General features: G+C 75.7%; 17 protein-coding genes and 1 riboswitch. Of the genes, 10 read left to right on the forward strand and 7 right to left on the reverse strand.

Features of this window, described 5'->3' with window-relative positions; translation table 11 throughout:
* Positions 1–36: 36 nt before the first annotated feature.
* From EV372_RS18505 to EV372_RS18520, 4 genes are all read right to left on the reverse strand, one after another.
* On the reverse strand, positions 37–504 hold the full coding sequence (locus EV372_RS18505) for a nitroreductase/quinone reductase family protein (RefSeq protein ID WP_013151894.1): 468 nt from the start codon (positions 502–504) through the stop codon (positions 37–39).
* A gap of 140 nt (positions 505–644) precedes the next feature.
* The gene (locus EV372_RS18510) at positions 645–1,835 is read right to left on the reverse strand and encodes an acyl-CoA dehydrogenase family protein (protein ID WP_130396994.1); all 1,191 of its coding nucleotides are present in this window, start codon (positions 1,833–1,835) and stop codon (positions 645–647) included.
* Between the two features lie 174 nt (positions 1,836–2,009).
* Positions 2,010–3,347 (reverse strand): CoA transferase, encoded by a 1,338-nt coding sequence (locus tag EV372_RS18515; protein ID WP_130396995.1) that lies wholly within the window; start codon positions 3,345–3,347, stop codon positions 2,010–2,012.
* Positions 3,344–3,739, reverse strand: a complete 396-nt coding sequence (locus EV372_RS18520) for a DUF3870 domain-containing protein (protein WP_130396996.1) — start codon at positions 3,737–3,739, stop codon at positions 3,344–3,346. Before EV372_RS18520 ends, EV372_RS18515 begins: the two co-directional genes overlap by 4 nt.
* 214 nt (positions 3,740–3,953) lie before the next feature.
* Positions 3,954–4,068, forward strand: a riboswitch (SAM riboswitch).
* A 60-nt stretch (positions 4,069–4,128) separates the two neighbouring features.
* On the opposite strand from EV372_RS18520, the gene EV372_RS18525 reads away from it, so the two are divergent.
* The 7 genes from EV372_RS18525 (at position 4,129) to EV372_RS18555 (ending at position 12,437) form a co-directional block, all read left to right on the forward strand.
* Entirely contained in the window at positions 4,129–5,478 is a 1,350-nt protein-coding gene (locus tag EV372_RS18525) for an aminotransferase class V-fold PLP-dependent enzyme (RefSeq protein WP_130396997.1), read from the forward strand.
* A 394-nt stretch (positions 5,479–5,872) separates the two neighbouring features.
* Positions 5,873–6,142: a hypothetical protein gene (locus EV372_RS18530; RefSeq protein WP_130396998.1), complete on the forward strand. Its 270-nt coding sequence runs from the start codon at positions 5,873–5,875 to the stop codon at positions 6,140–6,142.
* On the forward strand, positions 6,139–6,954 hold the full coding sequence (locus EV372_RS18535) for an ABC transporter ATP-binding protein (protein WP_130396999.1): 816 nt from the start codon (positions 6,139–6,141) through the stop codon (positions 6,952–6,954). The genes EV372_RS18530 and EV372_RS18535 overlap by 4 nt, the downstream gene beginning before the upstream one ends.
* A gap of 77 nt (positions 6,955–7,031) precedes the next feature.
* A complete protein-coding gene (locus EV372_RS18540; protein ID WP_130397000.1) occupies positions 7,032–9,581 on the forward strand; it encodes an FtsX-like permease family protein in 2,550 nt (849 codons plus the stop codon).
* A gap of 452 nt (positions 9,582–10,033) precedes the next feature.
* Positions 10,034–10,741, forward strand: a complete 708-nt coding sequence (locus tag EV372_RS18545) for an SAM-dependent methyltransferase (protein WP_197044279.1) — start codon at positions 10,034–10,036, stop codon at positions 10,739–10,741.
* Entirely contained in the window at positions 10,732–11,271 is a 540-nt protein-coding gene (locus EV372_RS18550) for a DinB family protein (protein ID WP_130397002.1), read from the forward strand. The genes EV372_RS18545 and EV372_RS18550 overlap by 10 nt, the downstream gene beginning before the upstream one ends.
* A 272-nt stretch (positions 11,272–11,543) precedes the next feature.
* Complete coding sequence (locus EV372_RS18555; protein WP_130397003.1) at positions 11,544–12,437, forward strand: hypothetical protein; 894 nt, start codon at positions 11,544–11,546, stop codon at positions 12,435–12,437.
* A 26-nt stretch (positions 12,438–12,463) separates the two neighbouring features.
* On the opposite strand, the gene EV372_RS18560 is transcribed toward EV372_RS18555, so the two are convergent.
* The gene (locus tag EV372_RS18560) at positions 12,464–15,118 is read right to left on the reverse strand and encodes a primosomal protein N' family DNA-binding protein (RefSeq protein ID WP_130397004.1); all 2,655 of its coding nucleotides are present in this window, start codon (positions 15,116–15,118) and stop codon (positions 12,464–12,466) included.
* 111 nt (positions 15,119–15,229) lie between these two features.
* Between EV372_RS18560 and fmt the strand changes: the two genes are divergently transcribed.
* Both fmt and EV372_RS18570 read left to right on the forward strand, forming a co-directional pair.
* Positions 15,230–16,165, forward strand: a complete 936-nt coding sequence (gene fmt / locus EV372_RS18565) for a methionyl-tRNA formyltransferase (RefSeq protein WP_130397005.1) — start codon at positions 15,230–15,232, stop codon at positions 16,163–16,165.
* A 68-nt stretch (positions 16,166–16,233) separates the two neighbouring features.
* Positions 16,234–17,703, forward strand: a complete 1,470-nt coding sequence (locus EV372_RS18570; RefSeq protein WP_130397006.1) for an RsmB/NOP family class I SAM-dependent RNA methyltransferase — start codon at positions 16,234–16,236, stop codon at positions 17,701–17,703.
* Positions 17,704–18,024: 321 nt separating this feature from the next.
* Here EV372_RS18570 and EV372_RS18575 read toward each other — a convergent pair whose 3' ends face one another.
* Together EV372_RS18575 and EV372_RS18580 are read right to left on the reverse strand one after the other, a co-directional pair.
* Positions 18,025–19,212, reverse strand: a complete 1,188-nt coding sequence (locus tag EV372_RS18575; RefSeq protein ID WP_130397007.1) for a hypothetical protein — start codon at positions 19,210–19,212, stop codon at positions 18,025–18,027.
* 3 nt (positions 19,213–19,215) lie between these two features.
* Positions 19,216–19,608: a hypothetical protein gene (locus EV372_RS18580; RefSeq protein ID WP_130397008.1), complete on the reverse strand. Its 393-nt coding sequence runs from the start codon at positions 19,606–19,608 to the stop codon at positions 19,216–19,218.
* 289 nt (positions 19,609–19,897) lie between these two features.
* Between EV372_RS18580 and rpe the strand changes: the two genes are divergently transcribed.
* A complete protein-coding gene (rpe, locus tag EV372_RS18585) occupies positions 19,898–20,566 on the forward strand; it encodes a ribulose-phosphate 3-epimerase (RefSeq protein ID WP_130397009.1) in 669 nt (222 codons plus the stop codon).
* Positions 20,567–20,743: the final 177 nt, after the last annotated feature.

Genomic DNA, 20,743 nt, shown 5'->3' on the forward strand with positions numbered 1-20,743 from the left:
CGCCCGCGCGGGGAGCCCGGAGCCCGTGCGCTCCGGTCAGATGCGGATCGTGGTCGAGCGCACGATCTCGAACACCGGGTGGCGTTCGGCCTCGGCCGCGAACGCCTCCTCGGGGGCGTCCGGCGGCGTCTCGAAGTACAGGCCCACCATGGCGGCGCGCGGGTGGTCCAGGTACTCCTTGAGCAGCGGGGCGGCCTCCTCGGCCCCCAGTTCGCGCACGCTGATCAGCTCGATCCAGCCGCCCTGGCGCAGCGTCGCGAAACCGTCCTGACGCAGGTTGCGGACCCAGTCCACCTCCCCGTAGGGGGAGACCAGGAACCGTCCGCGGTCGCTGTCCAGCACACTGAGCGGGATGGTGCGCAGGAAGCCCGACTTGCGCCCACGCGTGGTGAGCAGGTGCAACTCGGGCAGGCACACCCCGTACTTGACGAAGCCGCTGACGACGGCGTTGGCGGTCCGCCGCAGCCCCGTCATCTCGAACCGCTTCGTCGGCTCGTTCCCCATCTCGGCAACTCCCTCGCTCGGCTGCTCCCCATTCTGGTGGCTGCGCGCGCCCGGCGGCACCGGGGGAGGCGCGCGACCCGCGGCGGACCACCGCCGACCGGCCCTGACCCGGGCCGAAGAGCGGGCCCCGGAGGCGGGATTCAGCGGAAGGCCGAGATCCCCGTCACCGACTGGCCGATGCTGAGCGCGTGGATCTCCTCGGTGCCCTCGTAGGTGGCGACCGTCTCCAGGTTCAGCATGTGCCGCATCACCGGGTACTCCAGGGTGATGCCGTTGGCGCCGTGCACCGAGCGCGCCGCCGCGGCCACCCGCTGGGCGGCGGCCACGCACGAGAGCTTGCCGAAGCTCACGTGGTTGTGGTGGCACCGGCCCTCGTCCTTCAGGCGCCCGATCCGCAGCGCGGTCATGGCCGCCTGGTTGACGTCCACCACCATGTCGGCGAGCTTGCGCTGGGTCAGCTGGAACCCGGCGATCGGCCGGCCGAACTGCTCACGGCTCAGCGCGTACTCCAGGGCGGCCTCGTAGCAGGCGCGCGCGGCGCCGGCCGCGCCCCACACGATGCCGTAGCGGGCCTCGTTCAGGCACGACAGCGGCGAGCCCAGGCCGCGCGACCCCGGCAGCACCGCGTCGGCGGGCAGGCGCACGCCCTCCAGCACCAGTTCGGAGGTGATGGACGCGCGCAGCGACAGCTTGCGGTGGATGACGTTGGCCGAGAACCCGGGCGTGTCGGCGGGCACCACGAACCCGCGCACGCCCTCGTCGGTGGCGGCCCACACCACGGCCACGTCGGCGACCGATCCGTTGGTGATCCACATCTTGGTGCCGTCGAGCACCCAGTCCGACCCGTCCCTGCGGGCGCGGGTGCGCATCGAGCCCGGGTCGGAACCGGAGTCGGGCTCGGTCAGCCCGAAGCAGCCGATCGCCTCACCGGCGGCCATGCGCGGCAGCCACTCCTGCTTCTGCTCCTCGGAGCCGAACTTGTGGACGGCCGCCATCGCCAGCGAGCCCTGCACCGACACGAAGCTGCGCAGGCCCGAGTCCACGGCCTCCAGTTCGCGGCAGGCCAGACCGTAGGCGACCGCGCTGGAGCCGCCGCAGCCGTACCCCTCCAGGTGCATGCCCAGCACTCCGAGGGAGCCGAAGGCCCTGGCCAGCCCGCGCGGGTCGGGCAGGGTGCCCGCCTCGAACCACTCGGCGACGTTCGGCGCCAGCTCGCGCGAGGCGAAGTCGCGCACGGCGTCGCGGACGTCGCGCTCGGTGTCGGACAGGTCGGCGTCCACGGCCAGGAAGTCGTGCGGGTCCGGGGCGGCGGGCTTGCGGGAGTCGCTCATGGTGGGGTGTCCCTTCGTGGTGCTGACGGCCGGTGCGGCCGTGCGGGAGGTGGACGGTGTCCTCGGACCCGGGTGCGGGGCCCGGAAGGACGGGCGGTGGTCCGCGGACCGGGTGCGGAGCCCCGAACGGCCCCGGGGCGCGGCCGGGCGGATCCGGTGCGGTCCGCTGGGACCTCAGGACGGGTCGGACTGCTGGACGGCGCCGCGCGCGACCATCGCGTCCACGTCGGCCCCGTCCACGCCGAGTTCGGCCAGGATCTGCCGGGAGTGCTGCCCCAGCAGCGGCGGCGCGCCGAGCGGCGGCGGGGTGCCCTCCAACCGGAACCCCGCGCGGACCTGTTCGATCAGCCCGGCGGTGGGGTGCTTCACGGTGCGCAGGACGTCGTCGCCGCTGGCGTCGGCGGTGCGCAGCGCGTCGAGCACCCCGCGCACCCGTCCCACCGGCACCCCGGCCCCCACCAGCAGCTCCATCCAGTGGTCGGCGGGCCGCGAGCGCAGGGTCGCCGACAGTTCGCCGACCAGCTCCTCCCGGTGCGCCACCCGGCCGGGGTTGGTGGTGTAGCGCGGGTCGGCGCCCAGGTCGGGGCGGTCCAGGGCCGCGCACAGCCGCTGGTACAGGGCGTCGTTCCCGGCGGCGACGACGATCTCGGCGTCCGCGGTCGCGAAGGTCTGGTAGGGCACGATCGTGGTGTGCGCGTTGCCGACCCGGGCGGGTTCGGCCCCCGTCACCAGCGCCTGCTGGGTGAGGTTGACCAGGCCGGAGAGGGTGGAGTTGATCAGCGACACGCTGATGTTCTCGCCGCGCCCGGTGACGCGGGCCCGCATGAGCGCGCCCAGGACGCCCACGGCGGCGTTGAGCCCGGTGAGCACGTCGGTCAGGGCCACGCCCACCTTGCTCGCCGGTCCCTCCGCGGGCCCCGTGGCGGCCATGAGCCCGCTCTCGGCCTGCACCACGATGTCGAAGCCGGGGCGCGTCGCGGGCTCGTGCTCGGGTCCGAACCCGCTCACCGAGCAGTACACGACGGCCGGGTTGCGGGCGCTGACGGCCTCGTAGCCGAGCCCGAGCCGGTCGATCACCCCGGGCCGGAAGTTCTGGATGACCACGTCGGAGGCCGCGCACAGCTCCTGGACCGCGGCCAGGCCCCCGGGGTCCTTCAGGTCCACGGCCAGGCTGCGCTTGTTGCGGTTCACCGACAGGAAGTAGGCGGCCTCGCCGTGCCCCTCCGGTCCGGCCTCCCCGGCCCAGGGCGGGCCCCAGGAACGGGTGTCGTCGCCGCGTCTGGGCTGCTCCACCTTGACCACCTCGGCGCCCATGTCGGCGAGCAGCATGGTGGCGTAGGGGCCGGCCAGCACGCGGGACAGGTCGGCGACGCGCACGCCCGCCAGCGGCAGCGGCGCGGCCCCGGTCGCGCTCCCGGTTCCGGTCCGGGGCTCGGCCCCGCCTCCGGCCCTGGCGCCGGTTCCGGCCCGGGCTCCGACGGGGGATCCGTCCGCGCGCAGGTCGTCGGTCACGGCCGCGCCTCCTGCCCGGCCCCGGGGTCCGCGGGCAACTGGTCGCCCTCCCGGAGCTGGACGTAGGTCTCCAGACAGCGGCGCAGGGCCGTGGTCAGCGCGGCGCCGGACTGGCCCGCGTACCGGGTCTGCACCCGCCGCACCAGTTCGGCGACGTCCTCGGTCACCGACTCCCCCTCGACCAGGGCGCGGAAGAAGTCCCTGGCCAGCTCGGTGAGCAGGGTGGTGTCCGCGGCGACGACGCGCCCGTCGGCGGTGTCCACGGCCAGCACGACGCCGAGCCGCTGGTACTGGGAGTGGCTCGCCACCGAGTCGGGCAGGCGGGCGTAGCCGGACACCAGGACGACCCTGGGATTGCGCAGAACCTGCTGGATACGGTCGTCGCCGTACAAGGTGCACACCTCTCGCTCACGGGCACGCGAAAACTCCGACGCTCTGGAGTCTCGCGCCTGGAGGGCGGCCGGGGGAAACCGGACACCCGCGGCGTGAGGGCAGGCAGGCACAAGTATGTCCCCACCGCGCGCGCCGCTGTCAAGCGGATCGGTGGTCCGGGCCACATCCGTTCCCCCTGCCGCGGGCCGGAAGGCTGTGTTAGTGTGCCTCGCAGGTCACGAGTACCAGCGTCAAGCCCCGGCTAGCTGGTCGGCAACCCTCCTACCGCGGTGGGGTGCCCCGGGTGAGGACCAGGTCCCGACACGACCGTGTCGGACAAGCGCGGACCCCTGAGGCGTTACCGGAGTGACATCTCCGCGGGTCCCACGACCCACAGGAGAGGTGCCCCATGACCACTGCCGTTTCCGTCCACGCCGCCCGTTCCGCCGAGCCCCCGGCCGACGCCGCCGCGTGCACCGTCGTCACCTCCGACGAGGGCGTCCCCCTGGTCACCGGCGAACGCGTCGAGTACGCCAACTTCGACTACGCGGCCAGCGCCCCGTGTCTGACCCCGGTGGCCGAGGCCCTGTCCGCGGCGCTGCCCTACTACGCCAGCGTGCACCGCGGCGCGGGCCACCACTCCCAGGTCAGCACCGACGCCTACGAGCGCGCCCGCCGCAGCGTCGCCCGCTTCGTGGGCGTGCGCGCACAGCCCGCCGACGCCGTGGTGTTCGTGCGCGGCACCACCGACGCCCTCAACCTGCTGGCCCGTTCGGTGCCCGAGGGCTGCACGGTGGTCGTGTTCGAGTCCGAGCACCACGCCAGCCTGCTGCCCTGGGAGCACCCCGCCGCCCGCGCCGGACGGGTGGTGCGCCTGCCGCTGCCCGCTTCCCCGGAGGGCGCCGTGGAGGCCGCGCGCGCAGCGCTGCGCGGGGCCCCCGAGGGCCCGCGCCTGCTGTGCGTGACCGCCGCCTCCAACGTCACCGGCGAGATCTGGCCGGTGGAGGAACTGGTGCGGGCCGCCCACGCCGAGGACGCGCGCGTGGTCGTGGACGCCGCCCAGTACGTGCCGCACCTGCCCTTCAGCCTGGAGGAGACCGGCGCCGACTACGTCGCCCTGTCCGCCCACAAGCTCTACGCCCCCTTCGGCTCCGGGGTGCTGGCCGGTCGCGCCGACTGGCTGCGCGAGGCCGCGCCCTACCTGTCCGGCGGCGGAGCCACGCGGCTGGTCAGCGAACACGACGTGGTGTGGAACGACCTGCCCGCGCGGCACGAGGCGGGCAGCCCCAACGTGCTGGGCGCCGTGGCGCTGGCCGCCGCCTGCGACACCCTCGCCCCCGCCGTCCAGGAACTCCTGCACGTGCGCGAGTCGGCGCTGCTGGAGCGGCTGCGCGCGGGGCTGACGGCGATCGACGGCGTCACCGAGCTGACCCTGTGGGGCGGGGACCACCCGCGGGTGGGCATCGTGTCGTTCACCGTGGACGGCCTGCCCGCCGACCTGCTGGCCGCGGCCCTGTCCGCCGAGTACGGGATCGGGGTGCGCGACGGCCTGTTCTGCGCCCACCCCCTCACCCGGCACCTGCTGCCCCGGGGGCACGGCCAGGCGGTGCGGGCGAGCCTGGGAGTGGGCACCACGCGGGAGCACGTGGACCGCCTCGTCGGCGCGGTCGCCGAACTCGTGGCCCGCGGACCGCGCTGGGAGTACGCCGACTGCGACGGCCGCCTGGCCCCGGTGCCCGACCCCGCGCGGGTGCTCTGACGGAGGTCGCGGGCGCGGGCGCCCCGTCGGCCCCCGGGCCGGAAGCGGCGGGGAGGCCGCCTCGCGGTTCGCGGCGGTGGGTGCCAGCGGCCGTCCCCGGCCCGGTCGCAGGGCGTCGCGGTGGCGCGGTGGGCGGGGGGCGGTACGTGCGCCGTGGCGGCGGAGCGCTCCACGCGTCGGCGGGGCTCCGCTTCGGCGGAGGCGGCGGACGCGGTCGGGAGCGCGCGTCGCGGCTGGTCAGAGGGGTTCGGGTCGGCGCTGCTACAGCTGGCTGTAACAGGGATCGACTGGTGGGCGGGATGTTTCGGCGGGCCGCGCCTTCGTAGCGTCGGAGACGACACGGCGGGCGGTACACCGGCCGTGTCCAGCCACCCACCGAACCCCGGGAGCAGCCGTGTCCGACGACCCCTACCGCATCGACGCTCCGACCGCCGGAGCCCCGTCGCCCTCCGTTCCGCGGGCGCCCGCGCGCGCCCCCCGGCCCCGGCGCGCACCCGCCCGCAAGGCCCTGCTGGTCCTGCTCGGCGTCGTCCTCGCCGGGACCGCCACGGCCAACGGCACGCTGTCCCTGCTCGGCCACGAGCTGATCGGGTCGGCCTTCGGACTCGCGGCGCTGGTCTCGCTCGTCGCGCTGATCCTCCTGGTCCGCAGGGGAGACCGGTGAGCGGCGCGAACGGGGCGGCCGCCGCCCCGGCCTCCACCGCACCGGGTTCCGCCGGTCCGGACGCCGACGGCGAGGCCGTCCGGCTCACCGACGTCCACCGCGTCTACTCCGACGGCGAGGGCGCCGTCTCCGCCCTGGCCGGGGTGTCGCTGCGGGTTCCCCGCGGCTCGTTCCTCGCCGTCATGGGGCCGTCCGGGTCGGGCAAGAGCACCCTGCTCAACTGCGCGTCCGGCATGGACCGCCCCACCTCGGGCTCGGTGGTGGTGGGCGGCACCGACATCAGCTCCCTGCGCGAGCCCCGCCGCACCGAGTTCCGCCGCGAGCGGGTCGGCTTCGTGTTCCAGTCCTACAACCTGGTGCCCACGCTCACCGCGGAGGAGAACATCACCCTGCCGCTGCGCCTGGCCGGACGGACCCCCGACCAGGGCTGGCTGCGCGCGCTCGTCGGCCGGGTGGGGGTGGGGCAGCGGCTGCGCCACCGGCCCACCGAACTCTCCGGCGGCCAGCAGCAGCGGGTCGCGATCGTGCGCGCCCTGGCCTCCCGCCCCGACATCGTCTTCGCCGACGAACCCACCGGAGCGCTCGACGGCGCGACCGCCGACAGCGTCCTGGGCCTGCTGAGGGAGGTCGTGGACGAACTCGGCCAGACCGTCGTCATGGTGACCCACGACCCCAAGGCCGCCGCCCGGGCGCACGCCACCGCAGTCATGGCCGACGGCCGCCTCGCCGACGTCCTGCACGCCCCCTCCGCGGCCGACCTGGCCGGACGCCTGGCCTCCCTGGAGACGGCCGGGGCGGAGGCGGACCGATGACGGCGACCCCCGGCCCGAGCCCGGCTTCCGACCCCGGTCCGGCCTCTGGCTCCGGCCCCGCCTGCGATCAGGGTCCCGTGGGCGGACGCGGCCCCCTCGCGCTGAAGCTGGCGCGCGGCCGTGCCGGAGTGCTGGCCGCCGTCGCCGTCGCGGTCCTGGGCGGATCGGCGTTCGTCACCGTCGGCGGCGTGCTGGCCGATACCGGGCTGCGCTCCTCGGTCCCCGCCGAACGCCTCCGGGGAGCGGACGCCGTGGTCACCGCCCCCCAGACGGTCGAGCAGGCCGAGGACCTGGACCTGCCCCTGCCCGAGCGGGCCGCCCTGCCCGAGGAGCTCACCGCACGGCTGGCCGCCCTGCCCGAGGTCGGCACCGCCGTCGGCGACGTCGGGTTCCCGGCCGCCGTGCACACCGGGGACGGGCCCGCCACGGGAGCCGACCCCCGCACCACCGGCCACGGGTGGTCCTCCGCCGCACTGCTGGAGGAAGCCTCCTTGGAAGGGGAGGCGCCGCGGGGGCCGGGGGAGGTGGTCCTGGACGCCGCCACGGCGGCCGCCGCCGACGCCGGGGTCGGCGACCGGGTGCGGGTCACCGCGGCGGGGCGCACCGGCGACCACCGGCTCTCCGGGGTGCTGGACACCGGCGCCACCGTGGTCCTGTTCGACGACGATGCCGCCGCCGAACTGGCCGGACGCACCGAGGGCCCGCGCGAGGGCACCGTGGACCTGGTGGCCCTGCGCGCCGCGCCCGGCGTGTCGCAGGAGCGGTTCACCGGGGCGGTGCGGGAGGCCCTGGCGGGCGAGGACGCGCTCGTGCGGACCGGGGACCGGATCGGCGACGCCGAGTTCCCGGCCGCCGGAGCCGCACGCGGTGTCCTGGTCGCGGTAGCCGGTTCGCTCAGCGGTGTCCTGGTGATGACCATCGGCCTGACCGTCGCCGGAGCGCTGTCGGTCTCCGTGGCCGCCCAGCGCCGCGACCTGGCGCTGCTGCGGGCCGTGGGCGCCACGCCCCGGCAGGTCCGCCGCCTGGTCGCCGCCCCCAACCTGCTCGTCACCCTGGCGGCCCTGCCCTTCGGCGTGGCCGGCGGCTACCCGCTGGCCGGGCTCGTGCTGGACTGGTTCGCCTCCCTGGGGCTCGTGCCTCCGGGCCTGCCGCCGGTGTTCGGACCGCTGCCCGCCCTGGCCACGGCGGTGCTGATGGTGCTCGCCGTGTGGCTGGCCTCGCTGGCCGCGGTCGGCCGGACCGCGGCCGCGCCGCCCACCGACGCGCTCGCCGAGTCCGTCGCCGAACCGCGCGCTCCCGGCCGGGCGCGGACCTGGACGGGGGCGGCGCTGCTCCTGGCCTCGGTGGGGGCGTCGGTCCCGGCGCTGGTGCTGGGTGACGAGACGGCGGCGGTCGGCCCGGCCTCGGCCAGCCTGCTCGCGGTGATCGGGCTGGCCCTGGTCGGCCCCGCCCTGCTGCGGGCGGTGAGCGGGGCGCTCGGCCGCCGCCTGCCCGCGCGTTCGTCCGCCCTGACCTGGCTGGCGGTGCGCAACCTGCACGGCCACTCCCACCGGGTGGCGGGCGCGGTCAGCGCGCTGGCGATGCTGGTGGCCTTCGCCCTCAGCCAGGGCTACGTCAACACCACGCTGCTGGCCGCGCAGACGGAGCAGCGGCAGGACGGCGAGCTGGCCGCGAGCACGCTGACGGCGCCCGCGCTCGGCGGGCTTCCGTCGGGGCTGGCCGAGACCGTCCGGGAGGACCCGTCCGTCGCCGCGGCCGTCACCGCCACGCCGACCGCCCTCGTGTGGACCACCGAGCTGCCGTTCGATGAGGGGGTGCTGCACCAGGAGACGCCCGCGCTGGTCCTGGGGCCGGGCGCCCCGGAGGTCGTCGACGTGGGCGTCACCGGGGGCGACCTGGGCGCGCTGACCGGCGACACCGTCGCGCTGGGCGCGCAGATCGCGCGCTCCCTCGGCGCGGAGCCGGGGCAGAGGGTGACGTTCCGGATGGGGGACGGGGCCGAGGTCAGCGCCGAGGTGGTCGCGCTGTACAAGCGCGAACTCGGTTTCGGTCCGGTCCTGGTCTCGCGGGACCTGGCCCGGGGACACCTGACCGGGGACCTGCCCGCCGAGTTGCGGGTGCTCGCCGAACCCGGGCGGGAGTCCGAGGTCCGCGAGGCCCTCGACGGCCTGGCCTCGGCCCATCCGGGGGTGGAGGTCGCCGACACCGCCCCGGACGCGGCCGGGAGCGGGCTCGCGGCGAACACGGTGCTCAACCTCGTGGTGCTGCTCTGCCTGGCGGGGTACGTGCTGCTCTCGGTGGCCAACCGCCTGTCCGCCCAGACCCTGCGCCGCCGCGCGGAGACGGACGCGCTGCACGCCGTGGGCATGACCCCCGCGCAGGTCCGGTCGCTGCTGCGCAGGGAGGCCGCCCTGATCACGGTCGGCGCGGTCGTCGCCGGTGTCCTGACCTCGGCGGTCCCGCTCGCCTTCGCCGGGATGGGGCTCCTGGGGCGCCCGTGGCCCGGCGGCCCGTTCTGGCTGCTGCCCGCGACCGTGCTGGTGGTCGCGGTGGTGTCCTGGCTGTGCGCGGAGCTGCCCGCGAGGAGGCTGACCGCGGACCGGTGGCGCGCCGGGGCCGAGGTCTGACGGGCTTCCCCCGGGAGCGGTCCTCTGCGCGGAGCGGCGTTCCCGCGGGGACCGCCTCCGGTCGGGGCCGGAGCCCGGGGGCGCGGGGACCCCCTTACCTCCCGGACCGTTTCCCGGGAAGCGCGGCAGAAAGAGCGCTTTCCCGGACGATCCGGCCGTGCCGTGGAGCTTTCCCGGGAACACACGGCGGTGACCTGCCGGAACCGCGGGGGAGCGGGGCGTGACGCCCCCTCCCCGTTCGCGGAGCCGAGTTCGTTTACCAGAAACACTTGTGCCCCAGGAGTTCTCAAAGGGCGAAATAGGGCGCATAACACCCAAGTGTGTGCTGAGGATCACTTTCACAGGAGGTACCATCGGGCCCTGACGGCATGGCGCGACGCTGTCCGGGCCCGACCGGCCCGCCCCGCCGAGCGTCTGCCTCCCGCGAGCGAACCGGCTGGGGGAGCGTGAACGTGACCAACGTCCGAGGGCCCAAGACGGGTCGGCTCACGGCCGTGTTCCGAGGGCGCGGGTCCGTGCCCGTCCCCGGCCAGCGGTCCGGTGTGGTCGACCTCGGCTCCCGCGCGGGCGGACGCCCCGACCCCCGGCACGCCGAGCACACCCGCCTGCACCAGGCCTTCCTGGGGCGCGTGATCGACTACCTGTCCGCCGACGCGGGTGTACGCCAGTTCGTCGACTGGGGGTGCCCGGTGCCCGGAACCGCCGAGCGCGTGCACGCCACCGCCCCCGACGCCTCCGTCGTCCACGTCGCCCCGCACGGCGCGGCGGGCATGCTCTCCACCCCCGGCGCCCGCGTGCTCTCCGGCGACGGGTCCGGCACGGACACGCTCCTGCGCCGCCTCGGCACCTCCGGGCTCGTCGACTTCGACGAGCCCGTCGCCGTTCTGATGACCCGCCCCTTCACCGCGGACGACCCGCCCGCCCGGATCGACGCCCTGCACGCCCTCATGCGCGGGGGCGGCTACCTCGCCCTCACCTCCCCGGCGCCCCGCGCCGCGGTGGAGCGCGCCTTCGACCCCTTCCAGCCCATCGAGCCGGGCGTGGCCGACCTGCGGTGGTGGCCCTACCCGGACGAGGACGTGTCCGACCCGGGCACCGGCGTCCTGGCGGGGCTGGGCCGCGCGCCAAGACGCCGAGGGGGCGTTCGCGGGTGGCGGTGAACTGGACCGGAGAGGTCCTGGCGCAGCTGCGGTTCTACTGGGACTTCTCCCTGTGGCCCCGCCTGGAGGGGCTCACCGACGAGGAGTTCCACTGGGCTCCGGTGCCCGGGGCCTGGACCGTGCGCGAGGGGCCGGACGGGCGCCACCGGCCCGACACGGCCGTCCCCGAACCCGAGCCGCCGCCGGTGACCACCATCGCCTGGCGGCTCGGGCACATCGTCGTCGAGGTCCTGGAGACCCGCGTCAACTGGCACTTCGGCGACCGCACCGCCACGCGGGAGAACGCCGACTGGCCCGCGACCGCCGCCGAGGCCCGGCAGCGGCTGCGCCACGCCTACACGGCCTGGACCGCGCACGTCCAGGAGCTGGACGAGAGCGGCCTGGCCGCGCCGGTGGGCGGCGCCGAGGCGCCCCAGTGGGGGGACTTCCCGATGGTCGCCCTCGTGCTCCACGTCAACCGGGAGGTCATCCACCACGCGGCGGAGGTGGCCGCGCTGCGCGACCTGTACCGCGCGGAGTACGGCCGCTGAGCCCGACGGCCGCTCCCGTCGGACCCCGGGCCGGGCCGCCCCGGCCGAGGCCCCCGACGCGTTCCCTGCCGCGACGACAGCCTGACCCCGAGGCGCCCGGACCCGCTACGGGTACAAGGCCGCCACGGGCCAGACCCCGTGTTCCGCACCGGTGACACGTTCGGAGGGGCGGGCCCCGGTGCTCCCCCGGACGGCCCCGACACCGCCTAGATCGTTGATGGGAAATCCCTGAAACGCCTGCGCCCATGACGAAGGGCGTCGAGGATCGGTGTGTGACGACCAACCTTGACGCCCTTCTGACAGCACTCTACGTCCATCTGGACGACGACGTGATCCCTTCGGCCAACTCACGCACCGGCCCGGGCCGCCCACCCCTGCTCACCGACGCCGAACTCATCTGCGTCGCCACCGCCCAGGTACTCCTGCGCTGTGACGACGAGCGCCGCTGGCTGCGCCTGGCACCAACCCGGATCGGTCACCTCTTCGGCCGCCTACCGCACCAATCCGAGTACAACCGGCGCCTGACCCACCTGGCCCCGCTGCTGTTCACCGCCGCGGGCTGGCTGGCCCGCCACACCCCCACCTGGCACGAGAAACTGCGGCTGATGGACGGCACCCCCGTGCCGTGCGGGGCCTCGCGCACCACCGTGCAGCGCTCGAACCTGGGCCAGGTGTGCGGCTACGGGCGCGACGCCTCCCACCACCGGTTCTACTGGGGGTCCAAGCTGATGCTCATCACCACCACCGACGGGGCGGTGGTCTCCTTCTCTTTGGCCAACCCCAAGGAGCTGGACGAACGCAAGCAGGCACTGCATCTGCTCCACGTCCAGCGGTGCGCGCAGGGGCCGTGCCCGATCGTGTGCGACAAGGGTTTCGCCGGGGCCGGTATCGAAAAGGCCGCGGCGGACCTGGGGCATGTGCTCGTGCGTCCCGCGCGCAAGGACGAGGTCGACACCGGGGTGTTCCCGGCCTGGTTGCGTCAGCGGGTGGAGGCGATCATCTGGACGTTGAAGAACCAGCTCGGGCTGGAGCGTCACAACGCCCGTACCAGCGAGGGGCTCTGGGCCCGGGTGTGCCAGCGGGTTCTGGCGCTGAACGCGGCGATCTGGCACAACTGGCTGGTGGGTGCCCCGGTCAAGCGGTCGTTGATCGCTTACGACCACTGACCAGGACACATTTTCCCATCAACGATCTAGACCACGTGCAGCGGATCCATCCGCACCTGCGCCAGGTGCTCGTCGCGGCGCGCGCTGCGCGCCGAGGCCGCCACCTTGAGCGACCGGGACAGCGCCCCCACCCCGGCCCGGGGCACCCGCAGCAGCGCGCGCTCCGTGGGGTGGGCGCCGTCCGGGCCGACCGCCCGGTCCGCGCCCACCGGCACCGGCCCCAGGAGTTCGGCGCCCTCGGGCAGTTGGATCTGGTCGAGCAGCTCGCGCACGTGCTCGGGAGCGCCGGTGACCGAGGCCATCGCCACCGCGGGGGGGAACCCCAGCTCGCGGCGCTCGGCCAGCTCGCGCTCGGCGAAGCCCGCCGGGTCCCAGCGCACGAACGACTGCACCACCGGCAGCGAGGCGTCGGCCGACACCACCACCGTGCCGCCCGGCCGCACCAGGGCCCCCGCGTTCAGCCAGCGCCGCAGCGCCTCCTCCGAAGCGCGCAGGTCCATCCGGTTCAGCAGCGCCCAGCCGTCCAGCAGGACCGCCGCCGCGTACCCGTTGTCGGCCACCGGTTCGGCCCCCGGCGTGGCCACCACCAGCGACGGCGCGTCCGCCACCCGTGACAGCACCTCCTCGCGGCCCGAGGTGCGCACGGTCAGCGAGGGGAACGCGCGGCCCAGCTCCTCGGCGGTGCGGCGGGCGCCCACCACCACGGCGCGCATGCGGGTGACGCCGCACTCCGGGCACGCCCACTGCCCGGCGACCCGGCCGCACCAGCCGCACGAGGGCATGGCGTGCGAACCGCGCACGGCCAGCGGGCCCCGGCAGGAGTCGCAGCGCGCGGGCTCGCGGCACCCGGCGCAGGCCAGCGTGTTCAGGTAGCCCCGGCGCGGAACCTGGAAGAGCACCGGACCGGTCCGTGCGGCCTCGCGGGCCGCGCGCAGGGCCACGCTCGGCATCCGCGCCGACCTCGCCGCCTCGTCGCGGGCCAGCTCCCGGTCGTCCCCGGCCGCCCGGACCACGGGCGCGCGGCGGCGCAGGGTCGTCCGGTCGGCGGTCAGCGGGTGCGCCCACCCCGACTCCACCAGCAGCTGGGCGTCGGTGGTGCGCGTGTGCCCGCCGATCAGGGCACCGGCCCCGGCGCGGTGCGCGCGCATCGACAGCACCGTGCGAGCGTGGGGGTAGGGGGCGTGCGGGTCGGCGTGCACGTCGTCGCCGTCGTCCCACAGCACCACCAGCCCCAGGTCACGCACCGGCGCGAACACCGCCGCGCGCGTGCCGACCACGACCCGTACCCCTCCGCGCAGCACCGAGAGCCAGCGCCGGTAGCGCTCGGCCGGTCCGAGGTCGGCGGTGAGCGCCACGTACCGGCCCCCGCCCAGGCGCTGTTCCAGGGCGTGGTCGACGGCCCGCACGTCGCGGCCGTCGGGCACCACGACCACGGTGCCGCGCCCGGCGGCCAGGGTCTCCACTGCGGCGACCGCCACCGCGTCCGCCCACTCGGTTCCGGGCAGGGCGTTCCACACCGCGCGGGCGGGTTGGCCCGCGCGCAGCGCGCGCAGGAACGAGGGGCCCTCGGGGTAGTCGGCCCAGGGACCGGGATCGAAGTCGGCCCCGGTGGCGTCCTGTGCCGCTGCCGCACCGGAGGGCGGGGCCGTCACGGTTGCGGACACCTGCGGGGTGTCGGTGGTGTTCGGCGCGGTGTCGGGGCCCGTCCGGGTGCTGTGCGGGACCGCCTCGGGGGCCTTGCCCGGGGCCGTCCCGGAAGGGGAGTCGTTCGGGTCCGCTCCGGTCGCCGCGATTTCCCAGGAGGGCGCCGTCCCCGCTGCCTTCGGACCCGTACTGGGCCCCGCCGTCTCCGGATTCGCGCTGACCCCCGTGGCCTCCGAAGACGCTTCGGCCCCTGGCATCTCCGGATTCACTCCGGACTCCGTTGTCCCCAGGGTCGTCGCGGTCGCTGTCGTCTCGGAGTTCGCGCCAGAACCCGCTGTCTCCGGGAGCGCGCCGGTCACAGCTGTCTCGGGTTCCGCATCAGGATCCGCTGCCTCCGGAGCCGCACTGGTCACGGTCGTCCCAGGATGTGCCCCGGAGTCCGCTGTCTCCGGGACCTCGCTGACCTCGGTCGCCTCCGGAACCGCGTCGGCCCCCGACCCGACTCCGGTTGCCTCCGCAGGCGCGTCGGCCCCCGTTGCCTCCGCGGCCTCCGCTGCCTTGGCCGCCTCCTTCTCCACGCGGGCGTGGCGGGGCGGCACCGCCAGCCGCAGCACGTCGCTCAGCGTGCCCGCGTAGCGGTCGGCGACCGCGCGGGCCAGGCCCAGGATCTCGGGGGTGAGCACGGGCTCGGGGGAGACGACCGCCTCCAGGTAGGCCAGCCGCCCCGAGAACTCCGAGGTCCCCACCCGTTCGGCCAGGAAACCGCCCAGCTGGCGGTTGTTGAACCGCACCTTCACCCGGCAGCCGGGCACCGCCGCCTCGTCCATGTCGGCGGGCACCCGGTAGTCGAAGTACCGGTCCAGGTGGGGCAGCGGGGTGTCCACCACCACGCGCGCGACGGGCAGCCGCTCGGCGGGCCTGCGTGGGGCCGGGCGGCGGGACCTGCTTGCCGCCCGAGCCGTGGCCTTCTCCTGTTCCGGCTCCTGTTCCGGAAGCTCGAAGAGGACCCCGTCGGGCTGACCGGGCTGCGCTGTCATCCTCCTCTGTCTACCAGAACCGTGCGACACCGCCCCGCGCACCGGGCGGCGCGGCCCGGCGCCACTGGTAGAACTGGGGAACCGACAGACCTCGGTGGAGGGGAACCCACGTTGAAGCTTGTCTTTGCCGGAACACCGCAGGTGGCGGTACCGTCCCTGCGCGCACTGATCGACTCCGGCCACGAGGTCGCCGCCGTGGTCACCCGCCCCGACGCCCGCTCCGGGCGCGGCCGGAAGGTCTCCGCCAGCCCGGTCGGCGAACTCGCCGCGAGCGAGGGCATCGAGGTCCTCAAACCCGCCAAGGCCGGAGACCCCGAGTTCCTGGAGCGGCTGGCACACATCGCCCCCGACTGCTGCCCCGTGGTCGCCTACGGCGCCCTGCTGCCCCAGTCCGCGCTCGACATCCCCCGCCACGGCTGGGTCAACCTGCACTTCTCCCTGCTGCCCGCCTGGCGCGGCGCCGCCCCCGTCCAGCACGCGGTCCTGCACGGCGACGACATCACCGGCGCGTCCACCTTCCGGATCGTCAAGGAACTCGACGCCGGTCCCGTCTTCGGCACCCTCACCGAGACCGTGCGCCCCACCGACACCAGCGGCGAACTCCTCGACCGGCTCTCCGTCTCCGGCGCCGAACTCCTCGTCCGCACGATCGACGGCATCGCCGCCGACCGGCTCAGCCCGGTGGAGCAGCCCGCCGACGGAATCTCCTACGCGTCCAAGCTCACCCCCGAGGACGCCGAACTCGACTTCACCGCCCCCGCCCTGCGCGTGGACCGCACGGCCCGCGCCTGCACCCCCGCCCCGGGCGCCTGGACCACCTTCCGCGGCGGCCGCCTCAAGGTGGGGCCGGTCACCCCCCTCACCGACGCCGACACACCCGCGCTCGACCCCGGCCAGCTGCACGCCGACAAGAAGCGGGTCCTGGTCGGGACCGCCACCCACCCGGTCGTCCTGGGCGAGGTGCAGCCGCAGGGCAAGCGCGCCATGGCCGCGGTCGACTGGGCGCGCGGCGTGCGCCCCGGCGACGAGGACCGCCTGGGGCGCTGAGCTGCCGTAGTCTCGACCTGGCGGCTGAGCCCGCCGGTCCCGTCCCCGGTTTGTTGAGGCAGCACACGTTGAGCGAGCAGTCCCGATCCCCGTACCGCCGTCCCCGCCGCGGCGGGAAGCCCGCGCAGGGCGGCGGCAGGGGCGGGGACGGACAGTCCCCGCCCCGCGACCCCGCCCGCCGCGTCGCCTACGACGTGCTGCGCGCGGTGGGCCAGCGCGACGCCTACGCCAACCTGCTGCTGCCCGCCCTGCTCAGCGAACGCGGCATCAGCGGCCGCGACGCGGCCCTGGCCACCGAGCTGACCTACGGGACCCTGCGCCTCCAGGGCACCTACGACGCGATCCTGGAGGCCTGCGTGGACCGCACGCTCGCCTCCGTGGACACCGAGGCGCTGCCGCTGCTGCGCCTGGGCGCCCACCAGCTGCTGTCCACCAAGATCCCGCCGCACGCCGCGGTCAGCGCCACCGTGGACCTGGCCCGCAGGGTCGTGGGCCACCACCGCGGCCGGTTCGTCAACGCCGTCCTGCGCAAGGTCTCCGCCCGCGACCTGGACGAGTGGACGGCCGTGGTCGCCCCCGACCGCGCCACCGACCCCAGCGGGTACCTGTCGGTCGTGCACAGCCACCCGCGCTGGATGGTCAAGGCGCTGGCCCGGGCGCTGGGGGAGCGGTCCGCCAACGGATTGGTCGAGACCGAGCGCCTGCTCGCCGCGCACAACGAGCGCCCCCGCGTGACCCTCGTGGCCAAGCCGGGCCGCGCCACCGTCGCCGACCTGGTGGCCGCCGGTGCCGAGGAGGCCCGCTACTCGCCGTTCGCCGCCTACCTGCCCGAGGGAGACCCGGCGGCGATCCGCGAGGTGCACCAGAACCGGGCCGCGGTGCAGGACGAGGCCAGCCAGCTGGTCGCCCTCGCCCTGACCAGGGTGGACGCCCACGGCGACGACGCGCGCTGGCTCGACATGTGCGCGGGACCGGGCGGCAAGGCCGGTCTGCTGGCGTCCCTGGCCGGGCAGCGCGACGCCCGCCTGCTGGCCGCCGAGGTGCAGCCCGCGCGGGCCGGACTGGTGGCCGGTGCGGTGCGCCGCTCCCCGCGCGACGCGGGCCGGGTCGTGGTCGCCGACGGAACCAGGCCCGCCTGGCGGCCGGGGGCCTTCGACCGGGTGCTGGTGGACGCGCCGTGCACGGGCCTGGGCGCGCTGCGCCGACGCCCGGAGTCGCGCTGGCGGCGCACCGAGGGCTCGGCCGCCGAGCTGGCGCCGCTCCAGCACGGCCTGTTGACGAGCGCGGTCGAGGCCGTGCGCCCCGGCGGCGTGGTCGCCTACGTCACCTGCTCGCCGCACCTGGACGAGACCGACGGGATCGTGGGCCGGGTGCTCTCCGAGCGCGACGACCTCACGCTGCTGCGCGCCGCCGACTACCTGGACGGGGTGCCCGACCTCGCGGCCGGTCCGGAGGGAAGGTACGTCCAGTTCTGGCCGCACGTGCACGGGACCGACGCGATGTTCCTGGCGCTGCTGCGCAGGTCCGAGCGGTCCTAGGTCCGAGCAGCCCCGGGGCCGAGCGGTCCTGAAGCCGTGGGGGCCGCTCGCGCGGCGGTCCCCTCACCGGCCCGGTCCGGGGAGTCCTGGGACTTGTCCACAGGAGGGGATCCGGGGTGGGCGGGAGCGGGACGGCCGGTCACACTGGGACACGGGGGCATGTCACCGCGCCGACGGACGCCCGCGGCGCCCCCGATACCAGGGTAGGGGCCTGCGCGCTCTTCCGCGGAGCCCTGTGGACAACCCGTCCGGGGCGGCGGGGCGTCCTTCGTCCTCCGGCCCGGGGCGACGGCGTCCGGTGCCGACCGAGGCGTTCGCCACCTATAGGGGTCCTTCGCCCTCCGGCCCGGGGGCGGCGGCGTCCGCTGTCGACGGCGGCGCGGGCTCGGGTACCGGAGGCGGCGCGGGCCCCGGCGGAGGTGCGGCCACCGGCGGGGGCCCGGACACCAGGGGTGCGAGCACGGGCACCGGCGGGATGCTCGCGCGCAGGCGCAGGGTCAGCCGCTCGCCCAGTTCCCCGCTGAACGTTCCCTCATGCGCGACCCCCACGCGGTCGCCCAGTTCCACCGCGTGCAGGCGCACGACGGCCTCCACCAGCGTGGCGTAGTTCCCGGCCGCCGATCGGGCACGCACCCACGCGATCCCCGCCACGGCCGTCGCGACGAGCGCGGCGGGCCACCACCACACGGTCAGAGGCAGGTACAGCAGTGCCCACGCCGTCAGCCCGGTGGCGCGGGACAGGTCCTCGCGGGCCGCGGTGACCTCCACGCGCTCCTCCTCCGGCAGGACCAGCCACAGGTGCGGCCACAGCACGGCCAGGTCCGCCCGGTGGTCGCGGGCCAACCGCGTGCGCACGGCCGCGATCCGGTCACCGCACCAGGTGGGGCGCTCCGGCCGCTCGGGGGAGACCCTCGCCATGCGGTCGTAGGCCTTCGCGAACGCCTCCTCCCGGCCGCTGTCCCGCGCCTGCCCGACCTCGCCGCCCCCGCGCCGAGCCTCCCCGCCTTCACGCCGTGTCCGTTCCGCCTCCCCGTTCCGCGCCCGCTCGACCTCCCCGTTCCGCGTCCGTTCCGCCTCCCCGCTCCGCGTCCGTTCCGCCTCCCCGCTCCGCGCCCGCTCGACCTCCCCGCGCAGCCGGTCCCACCGCGCGCGGCGCGAGCGCACCCACCACCCGGTCCAGCCGCGCAGCGGCGGCGGCCACCGCTCCCAGTCCGCGGCGGTCCACAGGCGCTCGACCAGCCAGCCCACCCCCTGGGCGGCCAGACCCACGGCGGTGCTCCCGGCCAGCACGGCGGCCAGTACCAGGGCCTGGCCGCCGAAGGTGTCCACGCGCGGATCCGCGGCCCATCCGGTGACCCGCTCGGCCAGGTGCCCCACGTCCCACGCCCCGGACCAGCCCAGGGCGTAGGCGGCGGTGGCGACCGCCAGGTAGAGGGCGCCGGGCAGCGCGAGGGTGCCGACCCACCTCTCGGTGAGCCTGCGGCCCAGTTCCGCCCACAGGCCGCCCACCGCCTACCGCCCCCGCGGCGGGCGCAGGGCGGCGCCGCTGACCAGGCAGACCGGCACGTCCTCGGCCGGTGTGGGCTCCCACGTGCGCGCGCACCTGCCCTGGGGGCACCCGTACAGGGCGAAGGCGGGGCGGGGCAGGCCGATCCCGGCCACCCCCGCGCCCCCGGACCCCACCCGGTGCACTCCGTCGGCGTGGGCGGCCAGCCCGCGCCCGTCGAGGGCGACCAGAGCCTCCTGGAGTCCGGCCAGCTCCGCCGACGCGTCCCCGCCGCCGCGCGCGGCCCCCAGCACCGCGTCGACCAGCGCGGGGCCGCCCGGCACCGGTTCCAGCCGATCCCTGATGTCGCGGGCGTGCTCGCAGACCACGCCCAGCTCCGCCGCGGTGTCCTCGCTCACGGATCTCCCATTCCTCCCGGCCGCTCCTGCGCGCGGGTGCCCGCCACGGCACCTGGCACGGGCCCCACCTCCCCGGGAGCCGTGCCAGGTGCGCTCGGACGCCCTCCCCCCACTCCTCTCGGCCACTCCACATGTCCGAAAAGGGCGATTTGTGATCTACGTCGTAAAGATCCTCCACGAAGACACCCCGAACAGTGAGGGGGAGAGGGAAGAACCTCTTCGCATCCCCGCAGTTCCGGGCCCCGCACCCGGACCACCCGCCCCCGTCCGCCGTGGCTACACTGCACGCGTGGCCATCCAGATCTCACCCAGCATCCTGAGCGCCGACTTCGCGCACCTCGCCGACGAAGCGGCCGCCGTGTCCCCGTCCGCCGACTGGCTCCACGTCGACGTGATGGACAACCACTTCGTCCCGAACCTGACGCTCGGCCTGCCCATCGTGGAGTCCCTGCTCAAGGCGACCGACACCCCCCTGGACTGCCACCTGATGATCGAGGAGCCCGACCGCTGGGCCCCCGCCTACGCCGAAGCGGGCGCGGGCAGCGTCACCATCCACGCCAAGGCCGCCGGGGCCCCCGTGCGCACGCTGCGCGAGATCCGCCGCCTCGGCGCCCGGGCGGGCCTGGCCCTCAACCCCGCCGAGCCCGTCGAGCCCTACGCCGACCTCGTCGGTGAGATGGACATGCTCCTGCTCATGACCGTCGAACCCGGCTTCGGCGGACAGAAGTTCCTCGACGTGGTCCTGCCCAAGATCCGCCGCGCCCGCGAGATCCTCGACAGCCGCGAGGCCTCCGTCTGGCTCCAGGTCGACGGCGGCGTCAGCGACGAGACCATCGAGCGGGCCGCCGAGGCCGGAGCCGACGTCTTCGTCGCCGGTTCGGCCGTCTACGGGGCCCAGGACCCGGCCAAGGCCGTGGAGTCCCTGCGCGCCCTCGCCGCCGGGGCCGCCAAGTCCTGAACCCGAAGCCCGACCCTCCACAACCGAACGTCCGTCTGCGCAACGATCGCGACACGGTTCCGCCCTTCGCTGGCCCCGCCCGGCGTCTCCCCCTAAGCTGTGCGACTCGTAGTCGTGAATCTCGCTTGGTCGCGGCTCCGTCTTCCCCTCCGCCTTCGCGCGCGCGGGGGAGCGGCG

It is taken from the genome of Nocardiopsis sp. CNZ308, assembly GCF_004217075.1.

Coding starts and splice junctions, on each gene's coding strand:
- EV372_RS18505 (WP_013151894.1), bottom strand. CDS start 504: ATGGGGAACGAGCCGACGAAGCGGTTCGAGATGACGGGGCTGCGGCGG.
- EV372_RS18560 (WP_130397004.1), bottom strand. CDS start 15,118: ATGACAGCGCAGCCCGGTCAGCCCGACGGGGTCCTCTTCGAGCTTCCG.
- EV372_RS18525 (WP_130396997.1), top strand. CDS start 4,129: ATGACCACTGCCGTTTCCGTCCACGCCGCCCGTTCCGCCGAGCCCCCG.
- EV372_RS18510 (WP_130396994.1), bottom strand. CDS start 1,835: ATGAGCGACTCCCGCAAGCCCGCCGCCCCGGACCCGCACGACTTCCTG.